This is a genomic window from Martinezella rhizogenes, from assembly GCF_000799715.1.
GTDB lineage: Bacteria > Pseudomonadota > Alphaproteobacteria > Rhizobiales > Rhizobiaceae > Rhizobium > Rhizobium rhizogenes_C.
The window spans coordinates 1-19,379 of sequence record NZ_JUHG01000006.1 but is presented as its reverse complement, the minus strand read 5'-3'; the positions used below and the strand labels follow the sequence as shown (position 1 = coordinate 19,379).

Here is a 19,379-nt window from a genome sequence, read left to right as displayed (position 1 = left end):
CATGCCAGTATTTCAGATTGGCGAGCGACAATTCGACTACACGCTGCGGCGATCGCCAACGGCGAAGAAGGCCAATATCACCGTCACGCCGCAGTCGTTCGAACTCTTGGTGCCTGAGATCGCGACGGAGGCACAGATCCAAGCTGTGCTGCATCGTCGTCGCGCCTGGATACTCGAAACCGTTCAGAACATGCAGGAACGTGCGAGAGCCCAGACGAGAGTCTACCGTTTCGTCTCTGGCGCCAAGATCCCCTATCGAGGCCGGATGATCAAGCTGACTGTTGAGCCCTTCGATGGCAACCTGGTCGAAGTCAACTTTCGCAACGGCTTTTTGATCAGAAAGCCTACGGAGCTGCCGCCAGACTCAGCCGACGCTGTGATCGAAAGCGCTCTGCGTCTCTGGCTGAAACGACATGTGCGTGAAGATGCCCAGGAGCTCGTTCAGAAGCACGGCGAGTGCAACGGATTGAAACCGCGCGGGATCCAAATCAAGGACCAGAAACACATGTGGGGCAGTTGCGGCCAGGATCGACAGATCCATCTCAACTGGCACTTGATCTTCGCCCCCAGGCCCGTATTCGAGTATGCCGTCGTGCATGAACTCAGCCATCTAAAGCATCGTAATCACGAGCCGGAGTTCTGGCAGTTAGTGAGTTCCATCCTACCCGACTGGCAATCAAGGAAGGACTGGCTGGACAAAAACGAGCATATGCTCGGCTGGGAGAAAGTGGGGCCAGTGACGTCGCCGCTAACTTGAGCAGTGTCTATTTGACTCACCGCTGCTCGTTGGCTGGCTCCGTGTGCCTGAATGATGTTTCACTGCACTCAAGGGTCCAAACGCGCCAGCGAGTCTCTCTGGTCGATTAGACAACTGCGATTTACCGGGTATAAAAATGACCAAGTCGCCGAGGTGCGGACCTCACGCTATTGGAGCGCTCTTAGCGGGCCAGAATTTGGCAGAGCGCGACTGTCTTCGCCATCCTCTCGCGCGCATCTGCATCCGGCACTGGAGCCGCGACGATGAAGCTGAGATCGGCTAACCCATTTCCTGGGCTCGCCGAGAAGCGAACGGACATGCCAGCATACCAATGCCGGACGAACTCTGAGACTTTGTTCCCGAGGTCTATATAGAGCAGACGTTCGCGCCCCACCTTCATCGACAGGAGATCGGAGCCGGAAATTTCCAGGTCGCTGCCAAACCCCATGACGCTTACCTTTGTGCGAAGGTCATCCTCCAGCTTTGGCCAGACGTCGTTCTCGCCAGGGATCGAGATCATTGCGTATTGTTTGCCGTCATCGCCGCAACGCACGAGGAACGTTCCGGTTTTCTGGATTTGCTCATCGCCAATCCGAATGTTCTCCAGATTGCTCGACCACATGACTTCCGACGAATTCGTCTTCACTTGCATCTCGTCGACACCGATAGAGGCGTGAACTGTCACGCGTTCCGCGAGAGCGGCGGAGGAAAAGGTGAGTGACGCGAGCAGCGTGAGCGAAATGATCTTCATGGGCACACCGAGAGAAAAGCGGTTGGTAATTCCGCCGCACAAAAGGGAACCCTTCCCTCATAACGAACCCGCGTTCCCGCGCACCGCGCTAACCCACTGATTTCCTTCAGTGTGCTTTCCGTGATCAACAGAAAACCCTGCCTGCACAAAAAGGTTCCTTTAAATCAATACCTTGGCGTGCATTATGAACGGATACACCATCTACCGACGAATAGCGGCACGGAACAAACATGCGGAATTTCGGATATGCTCGCGTTAGCACCGTGGAGCAAAATATGGATCTCCAACTCTCGGCACTGAAGACAGCCGGCTGTGCGAAAGTCCATGCTGACGAAGGGTTTTCCGGCTCAAACTTCACCCGCCCTGGGCTAAGCAAGCTGCTCAAGCTACTACGTCCCGGTGACACGCTCACCGTCTGGCGCCTCGACCGGTTAGGGCGCTCACTATTCGAACTAATTAAACTTGTCCGAGGTCTCAATGAACGCGGCATAGAGTTTCGGTCGATCAGCGAGAGCCTGGACACCAGCACGTCGGGCGGACGGCTCTTATTCCATCTACTGGCAAGTATGGCCGAGTTCGAGCGCTCACTGGTCAGCGAGAGAACCCGAGCCGGGATGGCTGCAGCTCGCGCTCGCGGTAGCCGGATCGGCAGAAAGCCCGCAATGACGCCGGAGCAGCTAGCAGATGCGCGGGCTGCCGTCCAATCATGCGGCAGACCAATTGTCGAAGTCGCTGGCGAGTATCAGATCCATCCCCGCACGCTAACGCGACTCTTCAAGCAACAGGATGCTAACGCCGCGTGACGCCATCCATCCCATCTTTTTGCAACTTTTTCTGACTAAAATCACTCCCTCAAACGCAAGCCCGGTCGATTCGAACGCCTTGCGGCGCTTGAGATCTAAGATGAATCACAGATCGGCGAACCTAATAACTTCTACTAGATGTATCATCACCTCTCTAAACTATCTCCCTCTCTACCTCTCTACCTCTCTACCTACTTACCTACCTTTCCTTCAATCGACAGACCCAAAACCGGCGGCGACCCGCTTCCCTAGATTGCGGAGACTGACACGCACGCGGTCGTTCATCTCATCGTAGGCAGCGAACGAGCCTGCCGCCCCGGTCGCGATTCGATCAACGTTCGGCAAGCGCAGACCTCTCTTATGTATACCCGGCAGCGCCTGCCTCTTAAGCTCGATACGTTGCTCGGCGAGAGCTTCGTCCATAGCCTTCAGGCCGACGTTACCAGTCTTGATGAATTTCAAGGTCCGCTGTCGATCTCGCCAAACGGTGATTGCTGATCTCACTCCCGGATTGAGTTCTGCCTGTCTGGAGAAAGTCGGCAAAAAGAACTGGAAATATCGCCCCTGTAACCGCGTGAAGTTCAGCTTCTTCAGATCGCTGAGAAACGTGACGCCGAGTGCAGCCACTTCCGGACGGTCAATCGTCACTTCGATCCTGGCCCTTTTCGACTTGTCATCGAGAGCTAAGAAGGTTCCAGCCTGCACGTTCTGCTGGTCAACGATCTTGTCCATCACGCGCCATCGAGCTTCGGCCTCTCTCGCACCAAGCTCGAACGTCCCGTCGGTGAATGGCGCACGATCCCGGTCAGTCGCGATCAGAAACTGCTTGTTTTCCTCAGGCGTCAGCAGACCAGAATCATAGAGGAGCCGCATCACTTTATCCTCACCTCGACCCCATACAGTTCGCGGTCGGCTTCGGATGTTCGAGATCACATCCGGTTCGACAAGTATATGGTTCGTTAGCACACGGACAATTCTGGCGCGCTCGAGGTCACTCGGCACCCTGGGCGTGAAGTCGACGCTGATCTCGATGCTGCGAACGATGGGCTCCATACCCAACCCGAATTTTGCGTCAATCGCTGCGACAGCTTCGAGAACAGTCGGGATGTCCGGCTCCTGGAATCTCACGTCGAAGCCGACAGAGGAATCATTCCTGCCGCCGAATATGTTCTCCACGAACGGAGTTCGACCAAGAAGCCCCTCAATTTCGCGCTGTATCCATTGAAACTGGGTCGGCTTCTCAAGCAGAACGCCTATGGCAAGCCAGTCGATGACGGCTCGCGTCGTAAACCTGCCAAGATCGATTTCCGGGCGAAGGGTATATCGTCCGGCAAGGCGCTTCTGCTTGTTGGAGAGCTCCACACGCTGATAGTCGAGATGACCAACCAGCGCCGGCACTTTCTTTGCCATCAGCGGAATGCTCAGCACCGGCTTGGGTCTACTCATCGGCTTGCTCCAGGTGAAAGTGCATCTGTCGGTTCTGGCCCGCTCCGAAGCACGAAATCGAGATCTGGTTGCCTTATAGCGAGAACTGTTCGGTGCGCAGCAGGTTCTCAAGAAGAATCGACCCAGAGCGGCACTCATTTTGACTCGAGGATTCGCACCGACGCGATCCGTGGCACAAAATGCATGGGAAATGCTCTTTAGCGCCTAGCGCTCGCCTGTGAGCTTCTCTGTTAGTTTCCGGCACGCTCGCCGTCGGCCCCGCGCCTGGGGCTAGGCATCGCAGCAGCACAGGAGGCTACCTGACACCGGGAGACAAGGAACAAAAAGACGGCGCGCTGCGGGTGATCGTCGGTCGCGCAACCGCTGTGATGATGATCACCGGCTTTTCGACTAACCTCTACCTTGGCCGCACACGGCATGAGGCAAATACATCACCCGTAGGTGAATCTACGGTCGCCATATTCGGTAGCGCGCGAATATGTTTTCAGCTCTGGAAACCTAGGCGTCCCACAAAGTTCTCAGCATCGTGAGAATTGGATCGTAGGCAATCGGCAACTTGTGTCCATACCTCTCTGACCGATGCTCACCCGGACAAGAGCTCGTCACAACCGACACGAGTTCCAGAGCCTTGACAGCTGAGAGAAAAAGCAGAAATTACTCGATTTTGTCAAGGAAACGTAAAGGTGGCGCAAAGGTTCGTCAGGTTTCCGCAACGATTTCGGATTCAAAAGTTGCGATAATAACAATCTTAAGTATATATTGAACGCTATTTCTGGTGCCTGAACCTGACAAAACTTGCGTGCCTGCAGGGCGGATGTAAAGGTTAGGCAGGGTTCTCCCCGTGAGTTAATACGTGGTAGGTTGATCTATCCAAGGCGAGCAACGCGATCGTCGGCAAGCAAATAGCACAAGCAATCACCACATTGATCTCCTGGCATCGAGAGTGCCTCTGGCTCCTCAGATAGAGCACCTCGAATTCATCGTGCTACGTTTCAAGGCTTCGCAGTCTTCCTCCCATCAGATATGTAAGGCCATGCTCGCGCTCGCTAATCCCCATACCTATGCCCAGGAAATCAAACGCAGCCGCTTTCTGGCAACCGCCGGCCTTGCGTCAGATGAACAGGCCGCAAAAGATTTCATAGCAGAGCACGCGATCGCAGATGCCAACCACAATTGCTGGGCCTGGCGAATTGGCCAGAGCTATCGGTTCAGCGACGATGGAGAACCCAGCGGCACCGCAGGCAAGCCGATCCTGCAGGCAATCGACGGGCAGGAACTGGATCGCGTCGTCGTTATCGTAACCCGCTGGTTCGGCGGCGTTTTGCTTGGCAGCGGTGGACTTGTGCGAGCCTATGGAGGCACAGCTGCGCTCTGTCTTCAGGCTGCAGAAAAGACGAAGATTGTGCCTATGGTCTCCGTCAGTATAGAGGTGCAGTTCTCGGATCTTGCGTTGCTTAAGGCAAGGCTTACCGCACTGCCAGATGCCGGCGTGACAGCAGAACAATTCGTCGGCACCGGTGCTGTGCTGAACGTAAACATCGCAGCGGCGAACGCAGAAAGCATCCTGCGGATGGTGACAGATCTCACGAGCGGCCGGGCGATCATCGATAGAGGAGGATAGGACGGCCGGAGTCTGCGGGCACCCAAGGCATCCCCATGGAGAGCCCTTGCTTTTTCTAGGGCTTCGATGCCCTCAACAAGCCGTAGCGTTAAACCGGAATGCGACCGTCGTTGTCAGGAAGGACGGAAACTACCCCAATCTACCGACAAGGTCATCGGCGCTTAAGTGGGTATATCTTTTTAGCATGCGATAGTCCTCGTGCCCGGAAATGCTGCCGACTTCAATCACGTTCAGCCCGCGCTCGAACAGGCGGCTGACGCCCTCATGACGGAGATCGTGGAAGCGCAGCCCTTCGACATTTGCCCGCACTAGCAGGCGATACCACGCTTGCTCAAGGGAACCGGGAGCCATGGGAAAGACACGAGGTTGATCGGGGTCCGCTCGGGTCTTCCATTCCGTAAGCGTATCAAACGCCCTCTGGGACAGCGGCACCTCGCGTCCGGATCCATTCTTCGTCATCGCCAATGTGATCACCCGGCGATTATGCGAGATATCACTCCAACGAAGCCCCAAGATTTCGCCACGGCGCATTCCTGTTTCGATCGCGAGAACGATCAACGTCTTGAAGAATGGGATCTTGCCCCCACCGCAGCCGTCGAGCAGGCGCTGCTCCTCACTACCTTCTAGACGACGTTTGCGCTCGTTCCGGATCACCGGACGACGAACGAGCTTAACGACGTTCTTGGCAAGCGGCAGACCCCAATCGCGGATCGCAACCTCGATGACGTGGCTGAGGATGGCAAGCTCACGCACCGTCGTAGACGGAGCTACGATTCGAAGCCGTTCGTCACGAAACGAGGAAATGTCCTGAGGAGAGAGTCCCACCATTGTCCGGTAGGCAATGTCATGACGCTTTAGCACGTCGATCCGCTGGATCTCTTGAACGGAGCCGCGTTTGAGGGGGGACACTTCCGTCTTGTAGCGCTCGAGGAGCTCGCTGAGCGTCGTTGATTCGAGGATCCGCGTGTCCGGCGCAGCGCCGAAACGATCGACCTGAGCTTCCAGATCACGCGCCCACTTCTCGGCTTCGATTTTCGTATCGAATGACTTGCAGCGAGGTTTCATACCACGCCGACGCACCTGAGCTTGCCAGCGCCCTCTGAGCTTCCGGATCGTCGCCATGTGATCTCCAATTAGTATTGAAAATCAAGCGTAGGATGCCCCTAGAGAGGTGCCAAGGACTATCCCGGCATGAACTAAGATGATGAAGACTGAGTTAACTTATTAGATAGTTCCGTGATCCTTCCTCGAAATGTCTGGTCGAGCCGGATCATCGCATCGACCATATAGTCGATCATTGTCGGCCATTGGTCGCGATCAAATATGTTTCCGTTTCGCTGAGCCTTGATGCGGCAAGCGCGCTTTCCTTCTAGGCGCTCCCAGATGAGCGGTTCACCAAACTGCGCCGCGATATCCGCCATGTCAGCGTGTAGGTCATCAAAAATCGCCTCGTTCAGGTCACCGTCACCGGTATCAATATATGCGTCAACCCTCACGGCTTCACGCCTCACGACGAAATTGAAGCTAATCCCGCGCGTCCCCGAACCGGTGCCAATCCAGTTCTTCGTCCCTGGGGAGATGTTCCGGAACAGGCTGCTCCGACCATTCATCATGGGCAGCAGCATCTCCCAAAACTCCCGGCGCAACCCGTGTCGGGCTTTCTCGGCTTCCACGCCTTCGACTTCATCCTGGGCCTTGGCAGCCAAGCCGATCATAAAATCCTCCGCGTCCTTGGTAGGAATGATCTGATCGACTGTTAAAAAGAGATCATCCCCCCTTGAGAAGGGCGTTACCTTGAAGCATTGCATCCGGAGTCTGAAGCTCGATAGCCAAAGAACTGTCGATGTAACCTCTTTTCGAAAATTCGCGGCCACTAGCATGATTCGCTGCGTCACGCCCTTATTCAGGATGACCTCTTGATACTCGTCCTCGTCAAGAAAGGCGCACAACTGTTCCTCAGCTTTGACGCCAGGTGAATGCCGATCCAGGTAAGATTGGAAGACGTCTCGAATGTCGTCCTTGGTAAGACGTGCGCAGTAGGAAGCATATTTTAGCGCTTGCCAGGTTACGTCTCGCCCGGTGTCATCCAGCTTGTTCTCAATGATCACGAGGGAGCCTTGCTTGTCTATCGCGAGCAAGTCGAGGCGTTCCTGCGTGTCCGAGAAACCAGCGAATTCCTTTTGGATTATCAGCAGGTCCTCGCCCAGTGCGTCGGGCTGTTTGGCGATCCATTCCTGCAAATGAGCCCGCTCACGAAAGCCTAGCTCGGAAAATGATCGCGGCGAAAGTCGCTCTATCCGATTATCTGCCTTTTCGATCTTAAACATCACCGTCTCCTGTTCTCCCAGGAATGACAGAAAGCGATTAACGTCCGATCACCAGCAAACAACGAGCATAGAGCATCCGGGCATCGCCATATGATCTCCAATGGATTTTGAAGACTATGCGTGGGATACCCTAGAAGGCATGAAGGATTATCCCGGCATGACTATCGCCCGAGTGTCGGCAATACTCATCCAGCCAGACTTTATGATCATTGCGCGATGAAGCAACCGATGGCAGCACGCACACAAAAGCGCCAGATCTGCCAGCTTTGTCTTGCGTTCTTCAGCTTCAGCCAACGGGACCAAGTGATGCACTTCAAACATTGCCTCCTGCATGGAGACGTCCAGATCTGGTCTCGATAGATCGCAGACCTCGCAACGAAGGCCGAACTGCTGCCGATCATCGAGCAAGAGCTTCCTTACCTTTGGATTTCTCTCTCGACGGATATGAAGTGCGGTAAGCAAGCGACCTTCTGGAAGTTCCTGATCAACTTCAGGAAGCTCCTCCGAACTCACGGTTGCGACGCCAGCCTTAATCGCTGCAGCGATGCGACGAACTGCATCAGGCCGCTCCCCAAACTCTGCCCAAATCTGGCGGTCCATGTTAGAGACGTTGCCAAGCCCCCTTCCGGTAGCCACCTGGCGAATGTTAATTAGCTTAAAGCCGACGCCATCAGGATTTCGGAATGTCAGCTGTTTCGCTGCCACTGCATGGTAAGGAAGCGACCGAAGCAGTGCAGAAAGCTCTTTAATCTCTTCCGACTTCAGTGATGGGACTTGGCCACGAAGCTGTAAATACAGATCCAGAGCGAGGATTGTCTCGTCACGGTTCCAATTCGGATTTCCGTGTCCGTGCGTTCTAGCCATTTACCACAACCGCTGCTGGCTGGGCAGGATCGACTTTCTCTATGAGATGCATCTCGACCCCATAGCCATATTTGGCCAGTAGTGACGCCGGCGCTTGAAGACTCACCTTACTGAAAAAGGGGATACCCAACGTGGCAGTCCTGCGATTCCTCCGGCGAAGAATGCCGTAAATCACTGTATAGGCTGCCGTATCGACGCGCCCTTGGCTACCCAGAGGCAGCAACTGCTCAAAACCCGTTTTAAGAGGCATCTCCGCCTGTCGACGTCGCGCCTCGCGTCTCACTCCGTTCCGGAAGGTCGCATCTGACATCAATGAGTCGCAACTCGTAACAGCCTGCATCCATAGATGGCTGATCGAAGATGATGAATGGCCATCCTTGAGATGTATGAACTGGCGCCGAAGTGAAAAGAAATCGCATACCTCGAGGTTGCCGTTATTCACGCCACGCGGATTCACCTTGGTTTTGTCCATCATCAACAAATCGACTCGTTGATTGAGCTCGGCAATGAGCTCTTGCTCATTTTTTGCGGTGCTCTGAAGAAGTAGAGGCGGCTTGATGAGAGATTGGAAGAAGGTCTCAACTCGATCCTTATAGACCTGGCTAATGCGATACCAAGTTCCGGCGTAAAGAACGTAAGTATGCTGATCGAGCTGACATTCATAAACAAAACAATCGTAGACTTTCCATTTCGGTCTGGATCGCGTCTCCTGGTCTTCGTGCATATGGACATAGTGCTCAGCTTTGATCACTTCAAATGCTTCATTAAAAGCGACGGCATTGAGTTCGGCGGCATACTCGAGAATGTCTAATTGAGAATACCAACTCTTTTCGCGAGAGAAGCCTCTTCCATAATAAGCAATGTCCTGACCTTCGATATAGTCCACGATCTCGGGCGGACACATATGAAGGTCACTTTGTTCGCCAGCCCGGATTAATGCTAGTTCCTCGCTTAGCGAAACATCTAGCAGCCCGATTTCCTCGGCATCAGTAACGATCTGGACATTGTCGATCCATTCGTAATCCTGCCGATATCGGCTTTGTTGAAAAGCTTCGAGGCATTGCCCCAATTTAGCTTGAAGCTGTCCCGGCTGAATCAAGCACGTGATCGTTAAGCTGTCTCGACCGGCAACAAATTTCGCAAAGACTCGGTTGGTAGGGGAACCCGCGGCAACGCGCAGCAGGTCGCGCTGAACGTCTATGCCAAAGCCAGAGAGATCGGTATTTCTGCTGGCCTGAGTGCGTCGTTGGAATACTGTTGCGTCAAGTGTCGCGCTGTCGAGGCTTCTGAGATCGCGACGAGAGACTGTATTCAAAACAACCTTTAGCCCAAAATTCCGTTCTATTTTTGCTGGATCAATTAGGAAATGCCCTGCACCGAAGCACAAAACGAAAAGCCGCCGAGTTCCAGGTTCATCTTCCACCGGCACCACAAGCACAGCCGACGAAGACTGAGTCCATAAATCTGGTTCGTATGTAGTAAGATCCGCTAGAAGCGGCATCCAACTGGGGCGACCTCGTGAAGCATCAATAAAGAGTCTACTGCCTGGGGGTGCCTCAGTGACAACTTCATCAGGATCAGCCGTATCTCTAAATGCGTCTTCGATATGGACACCCGGCTTTAAGAGCCGCACGTTCAATGTGACCGTCGCCATCGATATACCCTCCCACCAGAAGGCAATTTTCTAGCAACTTGGATGAACAGTCAACTATACGTCGAATTTGGAGTTTGACTAAAAATCTCAAAGTTGCATGACGGCGAAGCTATGCTTACCTTCGTCCTCCAAGTTTCCGGATCGTAGCTATGTGATATCCAGTCGACTTTGGAGATCGTGCGCAGGATGCCCTAGTGAGGCGCCAAGCATTATCCCAGCTCAACATGGTTCGTGCGTCGGCTACGCTCGAGTTAACGCGTATGACCGGGCGAATGAACTCGTGGATAATCTTTCATCCAACGAACAAATTTTGCTTTCCTGAACTCTTACAATGAAAGCTAAGAAATGCTTCACACAATCTTGCTCTCATAACTATTTGACTGCATCCGATAGTTGGTGCTAGCTAGTGATTCGCTCAGGAGGCTCACAATGTCAGACCGTTACAATTCAATGGTTGAGTGCGGAATCGCGCAGCCAGCAGAACAGGTAATAGTTGTGCCGAACGCTGCGTCAGACTATTCAATCTCTAGTTTCTCTGGCTATGGTGCTTACACACCTATTACGGTTCGCTCTCATACGAAGTTAATCAATGCCGACGTGGAACGAGATAAACAACGAGATTGACGCCACACTTGGCGACAAAGCTTGCGATGTCGTAAGACAGAAATACTTAAGCAATCTTGAGGCGTATGTTGGACGGCCGGTTATTGCTTATTATTCCGGCTTTCTTCAAAAGCGCGACGCGTCGGGGCAGCTACATCCTGAGAGCGCGATCACTGATCTTGATATGAATGGGCTTATGGCTGTTATTCATAACAGCCCTCGAGATAGAGGGCTGGATGTAATAATCCATACACCAGGGGGCGGAATAGAAGCCACCAGAGGCATAGTAGAATATCTTTACAAGATGTTTGGCCTGGACGTTCGTGTAATTGTTCCCCACATGGCGATGTCTGCAGGAACCATGATCGCATGCGCGAGCCATCAAATAGTGATGGGAAAGCATTCTTGTTTAGGCCCAACAGACCCTCAAGTAAGGGGACTCCCGGCTATGGGAGTGCTCGCAGAGCTCGATCGCGCAATCGCCGAGATTAAAGCGGAACCCCTGAAACAGATTGTCTGGAGTCAGGTGTTTAGCAAGTATCCTCCTGCCTTCATCATGGACTGTGAGCGCCAGGTCGAAGGCAGCCGCGAAATGGTGGCGGCATGGCTAAAATCGAATATGCTAAAAGGTGAGGAAAAGGCTGCAGAGAAGGCAAAAGCCATTGTGAGCGGCCTGATGGACTACAAAGGAACCACAGAACACTCTCATCACTTTTTGATCGATAAATGCCGAGCAATCGGCTTGAATGTGTTGGCGCTGGAAGATGATCAGGCTCTTCAGGAGGCAGTCCTGAGCGTGCATCATAGTTATGTAGCAACGTTCGCACGCACGAATTCAATCAAAATTATTGAGAATGCTATCGGAGCGAACTGGACGGTAGCTGCCTGAGCGCACTCTTATTTCCTTATGCTCAAGGCGAAAAAGATCATCCGCTACGTTCACCCCAACGGACCCACGGCGATCGCTGGGTGAGTCTAACCCGACATTGGCACTAGCTCAGCAAAAGACCGGTTTGCGGCTGCAAGCCCCCCCCAAACCGCAATCGTTTCTAATTCTCCCCTGGGAATCTAGAAGATGGTAGGACAGATTTAACATATGCGACTCGACAAGTTAAAAAAACTCGATTTCTTTAACACAGCCGTCCCGACATGTTAAATCTGCCTACATGGTTGCAACTGCGGGGTAGTCCACGATCTGAGTTGAATTCCAGTAAGCAGATGCGTCGGGCAGCGCCTTCAGCGTGGCCCTGTGATCGATTGTGATCGCAGCCAGCCAAAACCCGCGACACCTATCGCAAGCATAAACATCGTAAATATATGATAATACACATGTTTATGGCGGAGAGGGTGGGATTTGAACCCACGATGCCCTTGCAGGCATGCCGCATTTCGAGTGCGGTGCATTCGACCACTCTGCCACCTCTCCGGTTATGCTGGTCGGCGCGGTTGAGCGCGGCGTTCTCATAGCGAGAGACGCGGGGATCTAGTGATTGACCACTCCAAGTGTGGCCTTACTGCGCCGTTTCGACCAGATCTCTTACAGCAGCTGCAATACCGAGCACGGCGCCGAGCGGCACACTATCTGCCACTCTCAACCAATCCTGATAGCCCGTAGAGCTTCGGCCCTTGACGAGAGCGGAAGCCGGTGAAGGTTTCGAAAAGGGGATGTCTCGGGTGAGTTCCAGGTGATCGCCACGCTCGAGAAGGCCGCCATCCTGAATCAACTGCTCACGTAGTTTTCGCACGTTCGACGGCAGGCTCTCCGTGATCCTCACATTGATTTTGGAGCCAGACGTCAAAACGTAGGCGCCATCCTCGTAGCGTAGAAACGCCCGATCATCGAGCCGCTTTGGCAGCGTAGCATAGAGGTCGATAGTCAGGCTTTGCGCCTCGTTGTCGAGCTGTTCCACCTGTCCGACCGGTGATGTAGAGGTTCTCTCCTTGACAGAGAAGAGATCATATCCGAGCGCTTCCAGAACATAGATCATGTTCCCAAGATAGGTTTGCATCGTCGCAATATCGGCGCGGGGAAGGTTTGAGCTCGTCGGCTTGTTCGCATTGGCAACAATCACCTTCCCACTGTTGCCCCGGAGAATGGACCACAGCTTTTCCTCCAACCATTTCACATGCGCACGCGTAAGGTTGTCATCCTTGCTGGTGAAAATCAGGAAGGTGTCAAACTCGATCGGGAACTTGCCGCTTATGTAGCGCTGCGAGAAGTCATCACTCTCGCCAACGTAGATCTCTGGCAGGTCATCCTCAGCGCCGCTCTTGATCAGCAAATAGACGCATGATCGGGCTAGCACTTCCGCTTCCAGAGCTTTCTTAAAGAACTCGGGCTGCCCGGCAATCGCGACGCCTGTCCAGTTGTCAAGTTCGATGGTTCGCAGGCTGCGTGGATCTTTGCCAGTGATGAAGATCTTCACGACACGACCAACGAATTCACTCACGCTCATGCATCACCTTTGAAGCCAAACCAATGACACGACAGGGAGGGTGATCACTCAGGCCGCCCGCCGGAGCGCAAAACTCTTGCCATCGGATGTTGAAACGAGCCCCATGCGATAGAGGGAAGCGATGACGGCGGAGACGGAATCCAAGCATTTGCGACCTTGCTTAAAGGAGGCAGCGATTGTGGCCGGCTCTACTGGCCTCTCGGCTTCCATCAGCACCTGATGCACTGCAAAGGTCTGGTCGCGCTCGTCCTTGGGGAAAGCGGGTTTCGGGCCAGAAACAACGGAGGCAATCGCCTCGCCGAGATCAGCTTCCAGCTGCTCGGCTTTTTCCTTGTCCGAGCCAAAACGCGGGATCTGGTAGTCTGGGCGCAGCCAGCGAACCTTGCCCCGCGCCTCCTCCTTCACCCGCTCCTTGTTCAAGCCGACGAGACGGGTGAGCACTTCTTCCTCCGTCAGGTCGATCGGCCAGCCATAGGCTCCGGCCACGGCTGCGTCGAGCCTGCCGTGCAGTTCCTTTAAGATCAGCACCAATCCGTCGTCGAAGATGCGGCGCTCCTTGTCATTCAGATCGTCGGGCTTCGCCCCCGCCCTCAGCCGTTCCAGCACGTTGTAGAGGCCGGTCAGCGTAAGGTGCTCATGGTCGGCCAGCACGCGCTTGCGATGGGCATCCAGATCCTCCGCGATGGCGTCGAGCGCTGCCTTCTGAGCGTCGGTGGCATCGGGGAACGGGAAGGGGTCGAAGCAGCGGGACTTGGAGTAACGAGGATCATTGCCGATGCCAAGCCAGCCGCCGGCGCGCAGCGCCCAAATAATATGAAAACGCGAGGACAGAACCCCTAGCGGAAAGCCGTCGCTTAAGCCGATGGCGACGAGCATGTTGTCCGGCAGGATCGAGGCATCGAGGAACTGAAAAACACGGTGTTTCGCGGTTTCGACCGTAGCGATGTAACGAGGGAGATTGACAAGAGCGGGGCGCAAGTCTCTGCGAGGCTCACCAAAAATCCACCAATTATCTCGATAAGTAGCGCGATTGTTTGCATCCCGCTCTGGCTTAACAGTCTTGAGAACGTGCTGATAAACCGCCGGAAAGCGGACGCGCACCTCTTCCGCTGTCAGCCCGAACAGGTCGATCACCATGACGCCACGGGGACGGTCCATCAGATCACGCCCATTGCGATAGGTTCGAATATGTTTCTCCAGCGCCGGCTGGCGACCGAGGCCAAGGTGCTCCGCTTCAGCGGTAGAAACGATGAAGCCGGCCCCGTGTAGCTTCATACCGGGCGAACAGATTGCGGAATTGGCTTTCAACTCTGCGGCACCTGTCACATCCACCCCAACCGTTAGATCCGAATTCACGTTCCCCCTGAGCTCCTCAAACAGGATCACAGGACTGTCGGTCTCCACGCCCTCCTCAGCCGTTACCTCGAACAACACTCCGTCATGCTTGCCCGCCTGCGCCACCGTCATGGCGATACGCACGGCAGCGCTGTCGCGGGTGACTTTCGTCCACGGATGGTCCGGGATCGCCATGATAATAGAGAGCGGTTTCCTGGCTTTGAGATAGGGCTCCATCACCCGGCGCTGAAACACCTGGCTGATAGAATTGGTGGTGACGAAGCCGAAGCGCTTGAGCGGGCTTTTGGCCTTGAGCAGGATATCAGCGGAGCGATCCCACCAATACATGACGAAATCCGCGCTTTCGTTCATGTGCTTGTGCGCTTTCCACAGCGCCTCGGCGTAAGCACTACCCATGCGCGCACGGACGTCCTTGCCGCCGACGAAGGGCGGGTTACCGACGATGTAATCCGCCTTCGGCCAGTCGGGTCGACGGGCGTTTGGATAGGTCTCCTCCCCGTCCACCACCTTCGGCAGCGGATAACCATTCCAGGTCAGCAGCGCGTCGCGGTTCTCGATATTGTGGAAGGCCTTCAAGATCGGCTCGGAAGGGGCGGCGCCGCGATTGCGGAAATGCCATTGCAGGTGACCGATCCACAACACCAGCTCGGCGATCGCCGCCGCGCGCGGGTTGAGTTCCAGGCCCAGGAACTGGTGCGGATCGACGGTGTGGCTTTCATAGGCCAGAGCTTCCTGTCCGCCGAGGTCGTTCAGCGCCTCAAGCACCTCACCTTCCAGGCGCTTCATCAGTTCCAGCGAGACATAGAGGAAATTGCCCGTGCCGCAGGCGGGGTCAAGCACGCGGGTTTCGCATAGCGTGTCATGGAAGGCCTGCACTGTCTTGATCGCGGCCGCCTCCTTGCCTTCCGACTTCTGCCGGTCGGCGGTGGAACGGGCATTGTCCCATTCCTCGCGCAAAGGATCGATAACGGTGGCGATGACAAGGCGTTCGACATAGGCGCGTGGCGTGTAATGCGCTCCAAGACGGCGGCGGTCGGTCGGGTCCAGCGCCTGTTCGAGGAAGGTGCCGAAGATCGCCGGCTCCACGTCGCGCCAATCGTAGGCTGCGGCTGCGGCAAGTTCGCCGATTTCTTCCTTGGCGAGCTTGAGCGCGCGGCGATTTTTGAAGAACTCGCCATTGAATTTCTTCACCTTTGCCCGGATCGCGGCGGCGTCTCCGCCTTCATCCATCGCCTTCCAGAGATTCTCCATCATTCCGGGGAAGATTTCCGGCTTTTGCGCGCAATCCTTCAACAGGTCCTTGAAACTATCCTTCGGCAGAAGCTCCACATCTTCGGCGAACATGGTGAAGAGCACGCGCATCAGGAACATCGCCACGTCTTCGGTGGCGTGACCCTGCTCCTCCAGCGCCTTCGACACCCTAGCGATACGGGTAGCGATCTCACGCGTCACCTTGGCGGCGTAACGCGATGGATCGAGCGACAGCGGATCGGTCCAGATCGCCTTCAGGCGCTCGCGGATATTCTCATCACGCAAATCTTCCAGGTAAATCCGGAAAGAACGGCGATCCGGGAACTGGTCGTAAGCCTTTCCGTCACGACGAAAATTGGCATAGACCTCGATTGCGTGGCCCACATCGCAAACGAGAACGAATGGCGGCGGCTCATGCGATGTCGGCAGAAGTCGGACGTAATTCTCCGCCTGCTGACGGGCATTCATCATCAGAACGTCCCATGCACGATTCGCTCCGGCACGGCGCCCTCGCGGTGCCATGGAGGCCAATCCAGGAAGTTGAGGCGCGTCGAGCTTCTTTTCGCCGCTGAGCCGACTCTGCTTGGCCTCAAGGAGGAAACAATCGCGCTTATATAGGTCAATGCGTTTCGAAGAGACGGGACCGTTTCGCCCCGCCTCCCGCACCACACGCTCGAAGACATAGTCGTTGGTTTCGTGCGCTGCAGACGCCGGGTCGGCATGAGGCAAACCCAAGAGATCGCACAGTTCGGTCAAAAACAATGCGTAATTTGCCCTCTCCTGCCCACCCTCCTGATACTGCCAACGGCCAATGAATTGCTCTACTTTTGCCTGCATAAATAAATCTTGCCCCAACTTCCAAGGCGAATTTAGCCGGTAAAGAAATTCATGCAAGCGGCCAATTCTCTATATAGCCGACCATTGAACTCGAGCTCGCTAGTTTGCGCATTTGACTCTTCAGCCTTCGGCTGCAGTAGCTAGCGTCTCTCTCCGCGCATCACTACGTTGATCCGCAACTTCCGGCACGCCAAACTCGCCAGCGAATCTCCCTGGCCGATTGGGGCGGCTATGCCGAACTGGAAGCAGAAATGGCGAAGAGCCAGGTGCGACAGCGCATATTTGCCAGAGTTTCCAAATACGTTGACCAATATTCCCGACGCATGATAGATATCATGTGGTGTCTATTAATGGAGTATTGGCCATGAGCGCAACCGCCAAGCTATTCACGCATGGGCGCAGCCAAGCCGTGCGCCTGCCCAAGGAGTTCCGATTCGAGGGCAAGGAGGTCCGCGTCAGCCGAGTCGGCAATCGCGTGATCCTCGAACCGCTCGACGCAGACAACACCATGCCCTGGTCAGCAATCGACAAATTGGGGGACGCGCCTTTCATGTCCGATGGACGCGAGCAGCCTCCCATGCCAGCCGATCGCGCCGTGTTCGACTGATGATCCATCTCGATACCAACGTCGCGATCGCGCTCCTGAACGGACGGCCGCGTCAGGTCCGCGAACGCTTCGACGAGACGCGCAATGCAGGAACCCCGCTTGGCCTATCGGTCGTCGCCTATCACGAGCTTATGTATGGCGCTGCGGCAAGCGAGCGTCGGCATGACAACGAGGAGAAGATCGCTCTCTTCATCGCCTCGGGTGGCATTTCGCTGCTCGACTTCAACGCGGCCGACGCAGACGAGGCCGCAGACATTCGGGCGCATCTGCGGCGACAGGGCACACCGATCGGCCCCTATGACGTGCTGATCGCCGCCCAGGCACGCCGAGCCGGCACCGTTCTGGTGACGGCCAATATTGGAGAGTTCATCCGAGTGCCGGGCCTCCAGGTTCTCGACTGGACGGCCGTCTCGTAGCTGTCAGCCGCCCATGAAATAAGAAACAGCTGAAACGGAACACGCTTGTTTGACTCACAGGCATTTGCCGGCTGGCTTCGTGCATTCTGACGTCGCACCACAGCACCCGACATGCCAGACGAGCCAGCGAGTCACCTGATCAATTGGGAGGATGATACCTGACCGGACATCGAAATGACAAAGCAACAGAACCGTGACAACGCGTATTATGAGGAACGTCTGGAGCGTCGCCATGTGATCTCCAATCGATATTGAAGATCGTGCGTAGGATGCCCCGGAAGGGGAACCAAGGATTTTCCCGGCCGGATCCGCGATTACTCAGATACCTTTAGGAATAGGGCGATTAACGGCTCATTGATGTAGTAATTGTTGCGCCCGCTCTGGTGTTTGCTCAAAACTCCGGCATCGGCGAGCGTATCGAGATAACGAGCTGCCGTCTGGCGCGTAACATTCAGCTCTTTCTGCACGTAATCGATCCGCGTGTAGGGATGCCGGAATAGATTGTTGAGCAGATCCTGCGAGTAAATTTTCGGAAATTCAGTCCGGAGGCGTTTTTTTGCTGTCGCCATCTGCTCACGAATATTCTCGACCAGGTCCAGCGTCGTTTTGGCGGTCTCGTCGACGGCTCTCAGCATGTAGATAAGCCAATCCTCCCACTCACCGGTATCGCGCACATGCTGAAGCAGGCGATAATACTCACCCTTTGAGTTGTTGATGGCACGGCTTAGATAGAGAATAGGTATTTCGAGGAGGCCTACTCGCGTAAGATAGAGGACGTTCAGGATACGTCCTATGCGGCCATTGCCATCTGGGAAGGGATGGATGCTTTCAAACTGATGATGGATTAGAGCCATTTTGATAAGCGGGTCGAGCATTGAGAGCTGGTCATTATTGATGAAACGCTCAAGTCCGCTCATTGCTGAATTAATGTCGCGCTGGTCCTGGGGAGGCACGTAGACGATCTCACCCGAGCGATCGTTTCTGAGCGCTGTGCCTGGCGTTTGGCGGAATCCGTCTGTGCGCCGCTTGAGGAGCTGAAACATACCGACGATGGTCGCATTCGTAATCAGGCCCTCGGTCTGCCGGAGCTTGTCAAAGCCAAATTTTAGAGCATCACGATATAGTGCGACTTCTTTTGCTGCCGGAGACTCCGGTCCCTCCGGAAACAACTCGGCTTGAAACAGCTCGTCCTGGGTGGTGACGATGTTTTCGATCTCCGAGCTCGCCTTTGCTTCTTGCAGTGCTAGCGTGTCGATCAGAATTCCTTGATTGGGTATAGCGGCCGCCCGACCCTTCAATTCAGCTAGGGACCGGTTGGCAGCGGCCAGTGCCTTAAAAACCTCGATAGTTTCCAAGCCATTAAGAGATATCAGATCGGGAAGCTGGTAGGATGGGTTTAACATATGCGACTCGATAGGTTAAAAAAACTCGATTTCTTTAACATAGCCGTCGCAACATGTTAAATCCGCATCCATGGTTGTCAGTCGAGGCAATCCAAGATCTGAGCTGAATTCCAAGAAGCGGATTCGCCGAGAAGCGCCTTCAGCGTGGCCCTGTGATCGATTGTGATCGCAGCCAGCCAAAACCCGCGACACCTATCGCAAGCATAAACATCGTAAATATATGATAA

Annotated in this window: 15 protein-coding genes and 1 tRNA gene; 6 read left to right on the top strand and 10 right to left on the bottom strand. The window is 54.8% G+C overall.

Features of this window, described 5'->3' with window-relative positions; translation table 11 throughout:
* Position 1: 1 nt before the first annotated feature.
* The gene (locus EX00_RS03675; RefSeq protein WP_047454279.1) at positions 2-757 is read left to right on the top strand and encodes a M48 family metallopeptidase; all 756 of its coding nucleotides are present in this window, start codon (positions 2-4) and stop codon (positions 755-757) included.
* 181 nt (positions 758-938) lie between these two features.
* Here EX00_RS03675 and EX00_RS03670 read toward each other — a convergent pair whose 3' ends face one another.
* Entirely contained in the window at positions 939-1,508 is a 570-nt protein-coding gene (locus tag EX00_RS03670) for a hypothetical protein (RefSeq protein WP_047454277.1), read from the bottom strand.
* Positions 1,509-1,738: 230 nt separating this feature from the next.
* Between EX00_RS03670 and EX00_RS03665 the strand changes: the two genes are divergently transcribed.
* On the top strand, positions 1,739-2,311 hold the full coding sequence (locus tag EX00_RS03665; protein ID WP_047454276.1) for a recombinase family protein: 573 nt from the start codon (positions 1,739-1,741) through the stop codon (positions 2,309-2,311).
* A 210-nt stretch (positions 2,312-2,521) separates the two neighbouring features.
* On the opposite strand, the gene EX00_RS03660 is transcribed toward EX00_RS03665, so the two are convergent.
* Entirely contained in the window at positions 2,522-3,757 is a 1,236-nt protein-coding gene (locus EX00_RS03660; protein ID WP_047454274.1) for a hypothetical protein, read from the bottom strand.
* 1,033 nt (positions 3,758-4,790) lie between these two features.
* Between EX00_RS03660 and EX00_RS03655 the strand changes: the two genes are divergently transcribed.
* A complete protein-coding gene (locus tag EX00_RS03655) occupies positions 4,791-5,378 on the top strand; it encodes an IMPACT family protein (protein WP_047454272.1) in 588 nt (195 codons plus the stop codon).
* Positions 5,379-5,507: 129 nt separating this feature from the next.
* On the opposite strand, the gene EX00_RS03650 is transcribed toward EX00_RS03655, so the two are convergent.
* The 4 genes from EX00_RS03650 to EX00_RS03635 form a co-directional block, all read right to left on the bottom strand.
* Positions 5,508-6,500 carry a site-specific integrase gene (locus tag EX00_RS03650; protein ID WP_047454270.1) on the bottom strand — a complete coding sequence of 331 codons (993 nt, stop codon included), beginning with the start codon at positions 6,498-6,500 and terminating at the stop codon, positions 5,508-5,510.
* Positions 6,501-6,574: 74 nt separating this feature from the next.
* Entirely contained in the window at positions 6,575-7,705 is a 1,131-nt protein-coding gene (locus tag EX00_RS03645) for a DUF4268 domain-containing protein (protein WP_047454268.1), read from the bottom strand.
* Positions 7,706-7,852: 147 nt separating this feature from the next.
* The gene (locus tag EX00_RS03640) at positions 7,853-8,569 is read right to left on the bottom strand and encodes an HNH endonuclease (protein ID WP_047454266.1); all 717 of its coding nucleotides are present in this window, start codon (positions 8,567-8,569) and stop codon (positions 7,853-7,855) included.
* Positions 8,562-10,223 (bottom strand): DUF6119 family protein, encoded by a 1,662-nt coding sequence (locus tag EX00_RS03635; protein WP_052210669.1) that lies wholly within the window; start codon positions 10,221-10,223, stop codon positions 8,562-8,564. The genes EX00_RS03640 and EX00_RS03635 overlap by 8 nt, the downstream gene beginning before the upstream one ends.
* 589 nt (positions 10,224-10,812) lie before the next feature.
* Here EX00_RS03635 and EX00_RS03630 point away from each other — a divergent pair.
* Positions 10,813-11,715: an SDH family Clp fold serine proteinase gene (locus EX00_RS03630; protein ID WP_047454264.1), complete on the top strand. Its 903-nt coding sequence runs from the start codon at positions 10,813-10,815 to the stop codon at positions 11,713-11,715.
* Positions 11,716-12,162: 447 nt separating this feature from the next.
* On the opposite strand, the gene EX00_RS03625 is transcribed toward EX00_RS03630, so the two are convergent.
* The 3 genes from EX00_RS03625 to EX00_RS03615 all read right to left on the bottom strand — a co-directional run bounded on the left by EX00_RS03625 (position 12,163) and on the right by EX00_RS03615 (position 16,726).
* A tRNA-Ser gene (locus tag EX00_RS03625) sits at positions 12,163-12,252 on the bottom strand.
* Positions 12,253-12,337: 85 nt separating this feature from the next.
* Positions 12,338-13,282 (bottom strand): DUF4357 domain-containing protein, encoded by a 945-nt coding sequence (locus EX00_RS03620; protein ID WP_047454262.1) that lies wholly within the window; start codon positions 13,280-13,282, stop codon positions 12,338-12,340.
* A gap of 48 nt (positions 13,283-13,330) precedes the next feature.
* Positions 13,331-16,726, bottom strand: coding sequence for a class I SAM-dependent DNA methyltransferase (locus EX00_RS03615; protein WP_047454261.1), 3,396 nt, complete (start codon positions 16,724-16,726; stop codon positions 13,331-13,333).
* Positions 16,727-17,090: 364 nt separating this feature from the next.
* Here EX00_RS03615 and EX00_RS03610 point away from each other — a divergent pair, with 364 nt between their 5' ends.
* Positions 17,091-17,333 carry an antitoxin gene (locus EX00_RS03610; protein ID WP_047454258.1) on the top strand — a complete coding sequence of 81 codons (243 nt, stop codon included), beginning with the start codon at positions 17,091-17,093 and terminating at the stop codon, positions 17,331-17,333.
* Positions 17,333-17,749, top strand: coding sequence for a type II toxin-antitoxin system VapC family toxin (locus EX00_RS03605; protein WP_047454256.1), 417 nt, complete (start codon positions 17,333-17,335; stop codon positions 17,747-17,749). The genes EX00_RS03610 and EX00_RS03605 overlap by 1 nt, the downstream gene beginning before the upstream one ends.
* Before the next feature lie 314 nt (positions 17,750-18,063).
* Here the strand turns inward: EX00_RS03605 and EX00_RS03600 are convergent, their stop codons facing one another.
* On the bottom strand, positions 18,064-19,152 hold the full coding sequence (locus EX00_RS03600; protein WP_047454254.1) for a Fic family protein: 1,089 nt from the start codon (positions 19,150-19,152) through the stop codon (positions 18,064-18,066).
* Positions 19,153-19,379: the final 227 nt, after the last annotated feature.

Excerpts from the sequence above, each read along its gene's own strand:
- EX00_RS03620 (WP_047454262.1), bottom strand. The coding sequence starts at position 13,282 with ATGAGCGTGAGTGAATTCGTTGGTCGTGTCGTGAAGATCTTCATCACT.
- EX00_RS03640 (WP_047454266.1), bottom strand. The coding sequence starts at position 8,569 with ATGGCTAGAACGCACGGACACGGAAATCCGAATTGGAACCGTGACGAG.
- EX00_RS03665 (WP_047454276.1), top strand. The coding sequence starts at position 1,739 with ATGCGGAATTTCGGATATGCTCGCGTTAGCACCGTGGAGCAAAATATG.
- EX00_RS03605 (WP_047454256.1), top strand. The coding sequence starts at position 17,333 with ATGATCCATCTCGATACCAACGTCGCGATCGCGCTCCTGAACGGACGG.
- EX00_RS03650 (WP_047454270.1), bottom strand. The coding sequence starts at position 6,500 with ATGGCGACGATCCGGAAGCTCAGAGGGCGCTGGCAAGCTCAGGTGCGT.
- EX00_RS03615 (WP_047454261.1), bottom strand. The coding sequence starts at position 16,726 with ATGCAGGCAAAAGTAGAGCAATTCATTGGCCGTTGGCAGTATCAGGAG.
- EX00_RS03655 (WP_047454272.1), top strand. The coding sequence starts at position 4,791 with ATGCTCGCGCTCGCTAATCCCCATACCTATGCCCAGGAAATCAAACGC.
- EX00_RS03630 (WP_047454264.1), top strand. The coding sequence starts at position 10,813 with ATGCCGACGTGGAACGAGATAAACAACGAGATTGACGCCACACTTGGC.
- EX00_RS03645 (WP_047454268.1), bottom strand. The coding sequence starts at position 7,705 with ATGTTTAAGATCGAAAAGGCAGATAATCGGATAGAGCGACTTTCGCCG.
- EX00_RS03610 (WP_047454258.1), top strand. The coding sequence starts at position 17,091 with ATGAGCGCAACCGCCAAGCTATTCACGCATGGGCGCAGCCAAGCCGTG.
- EX00_RS03635 (WP_052210669.1), bottom strand. The coding sequence starts at position 10,223 with ATGGCGACGGTCACATTGAACGTGCGGCTCTTAAAGCCGGGTGTCCAT.
- EX00_RS03660 (WP_047454274.1), bottom strand. The coding sequence starts at position 3,757 with ATGAGTAGACCCAAGCCGGTGCTGAGCATTCCGCTGATGGCAAAGAAA.
- EX00_RS03600 (WP_047454254.1), bottom strand. The coding sequence starts at position 19,152 with ATGTTAAACCCATCCTACCAGCTTCCCGATCTGATATCTCTTAATGGC.
- EX00_RS03670 (WP_047454277.1), bottom strand. The coding sequence starts at position 1,508 with ATGAAGATCATTTCGCTCACGCTGCTCGCGTCACTCACCTTTTCCTCC.
- EX00_RS03675 (WP_047454279.1), top strand. The coding sequence starts at position 2 with ATGCCAGTATTTCAGATTGGCGAGCGACAATTCGACTACACGCTGCGG.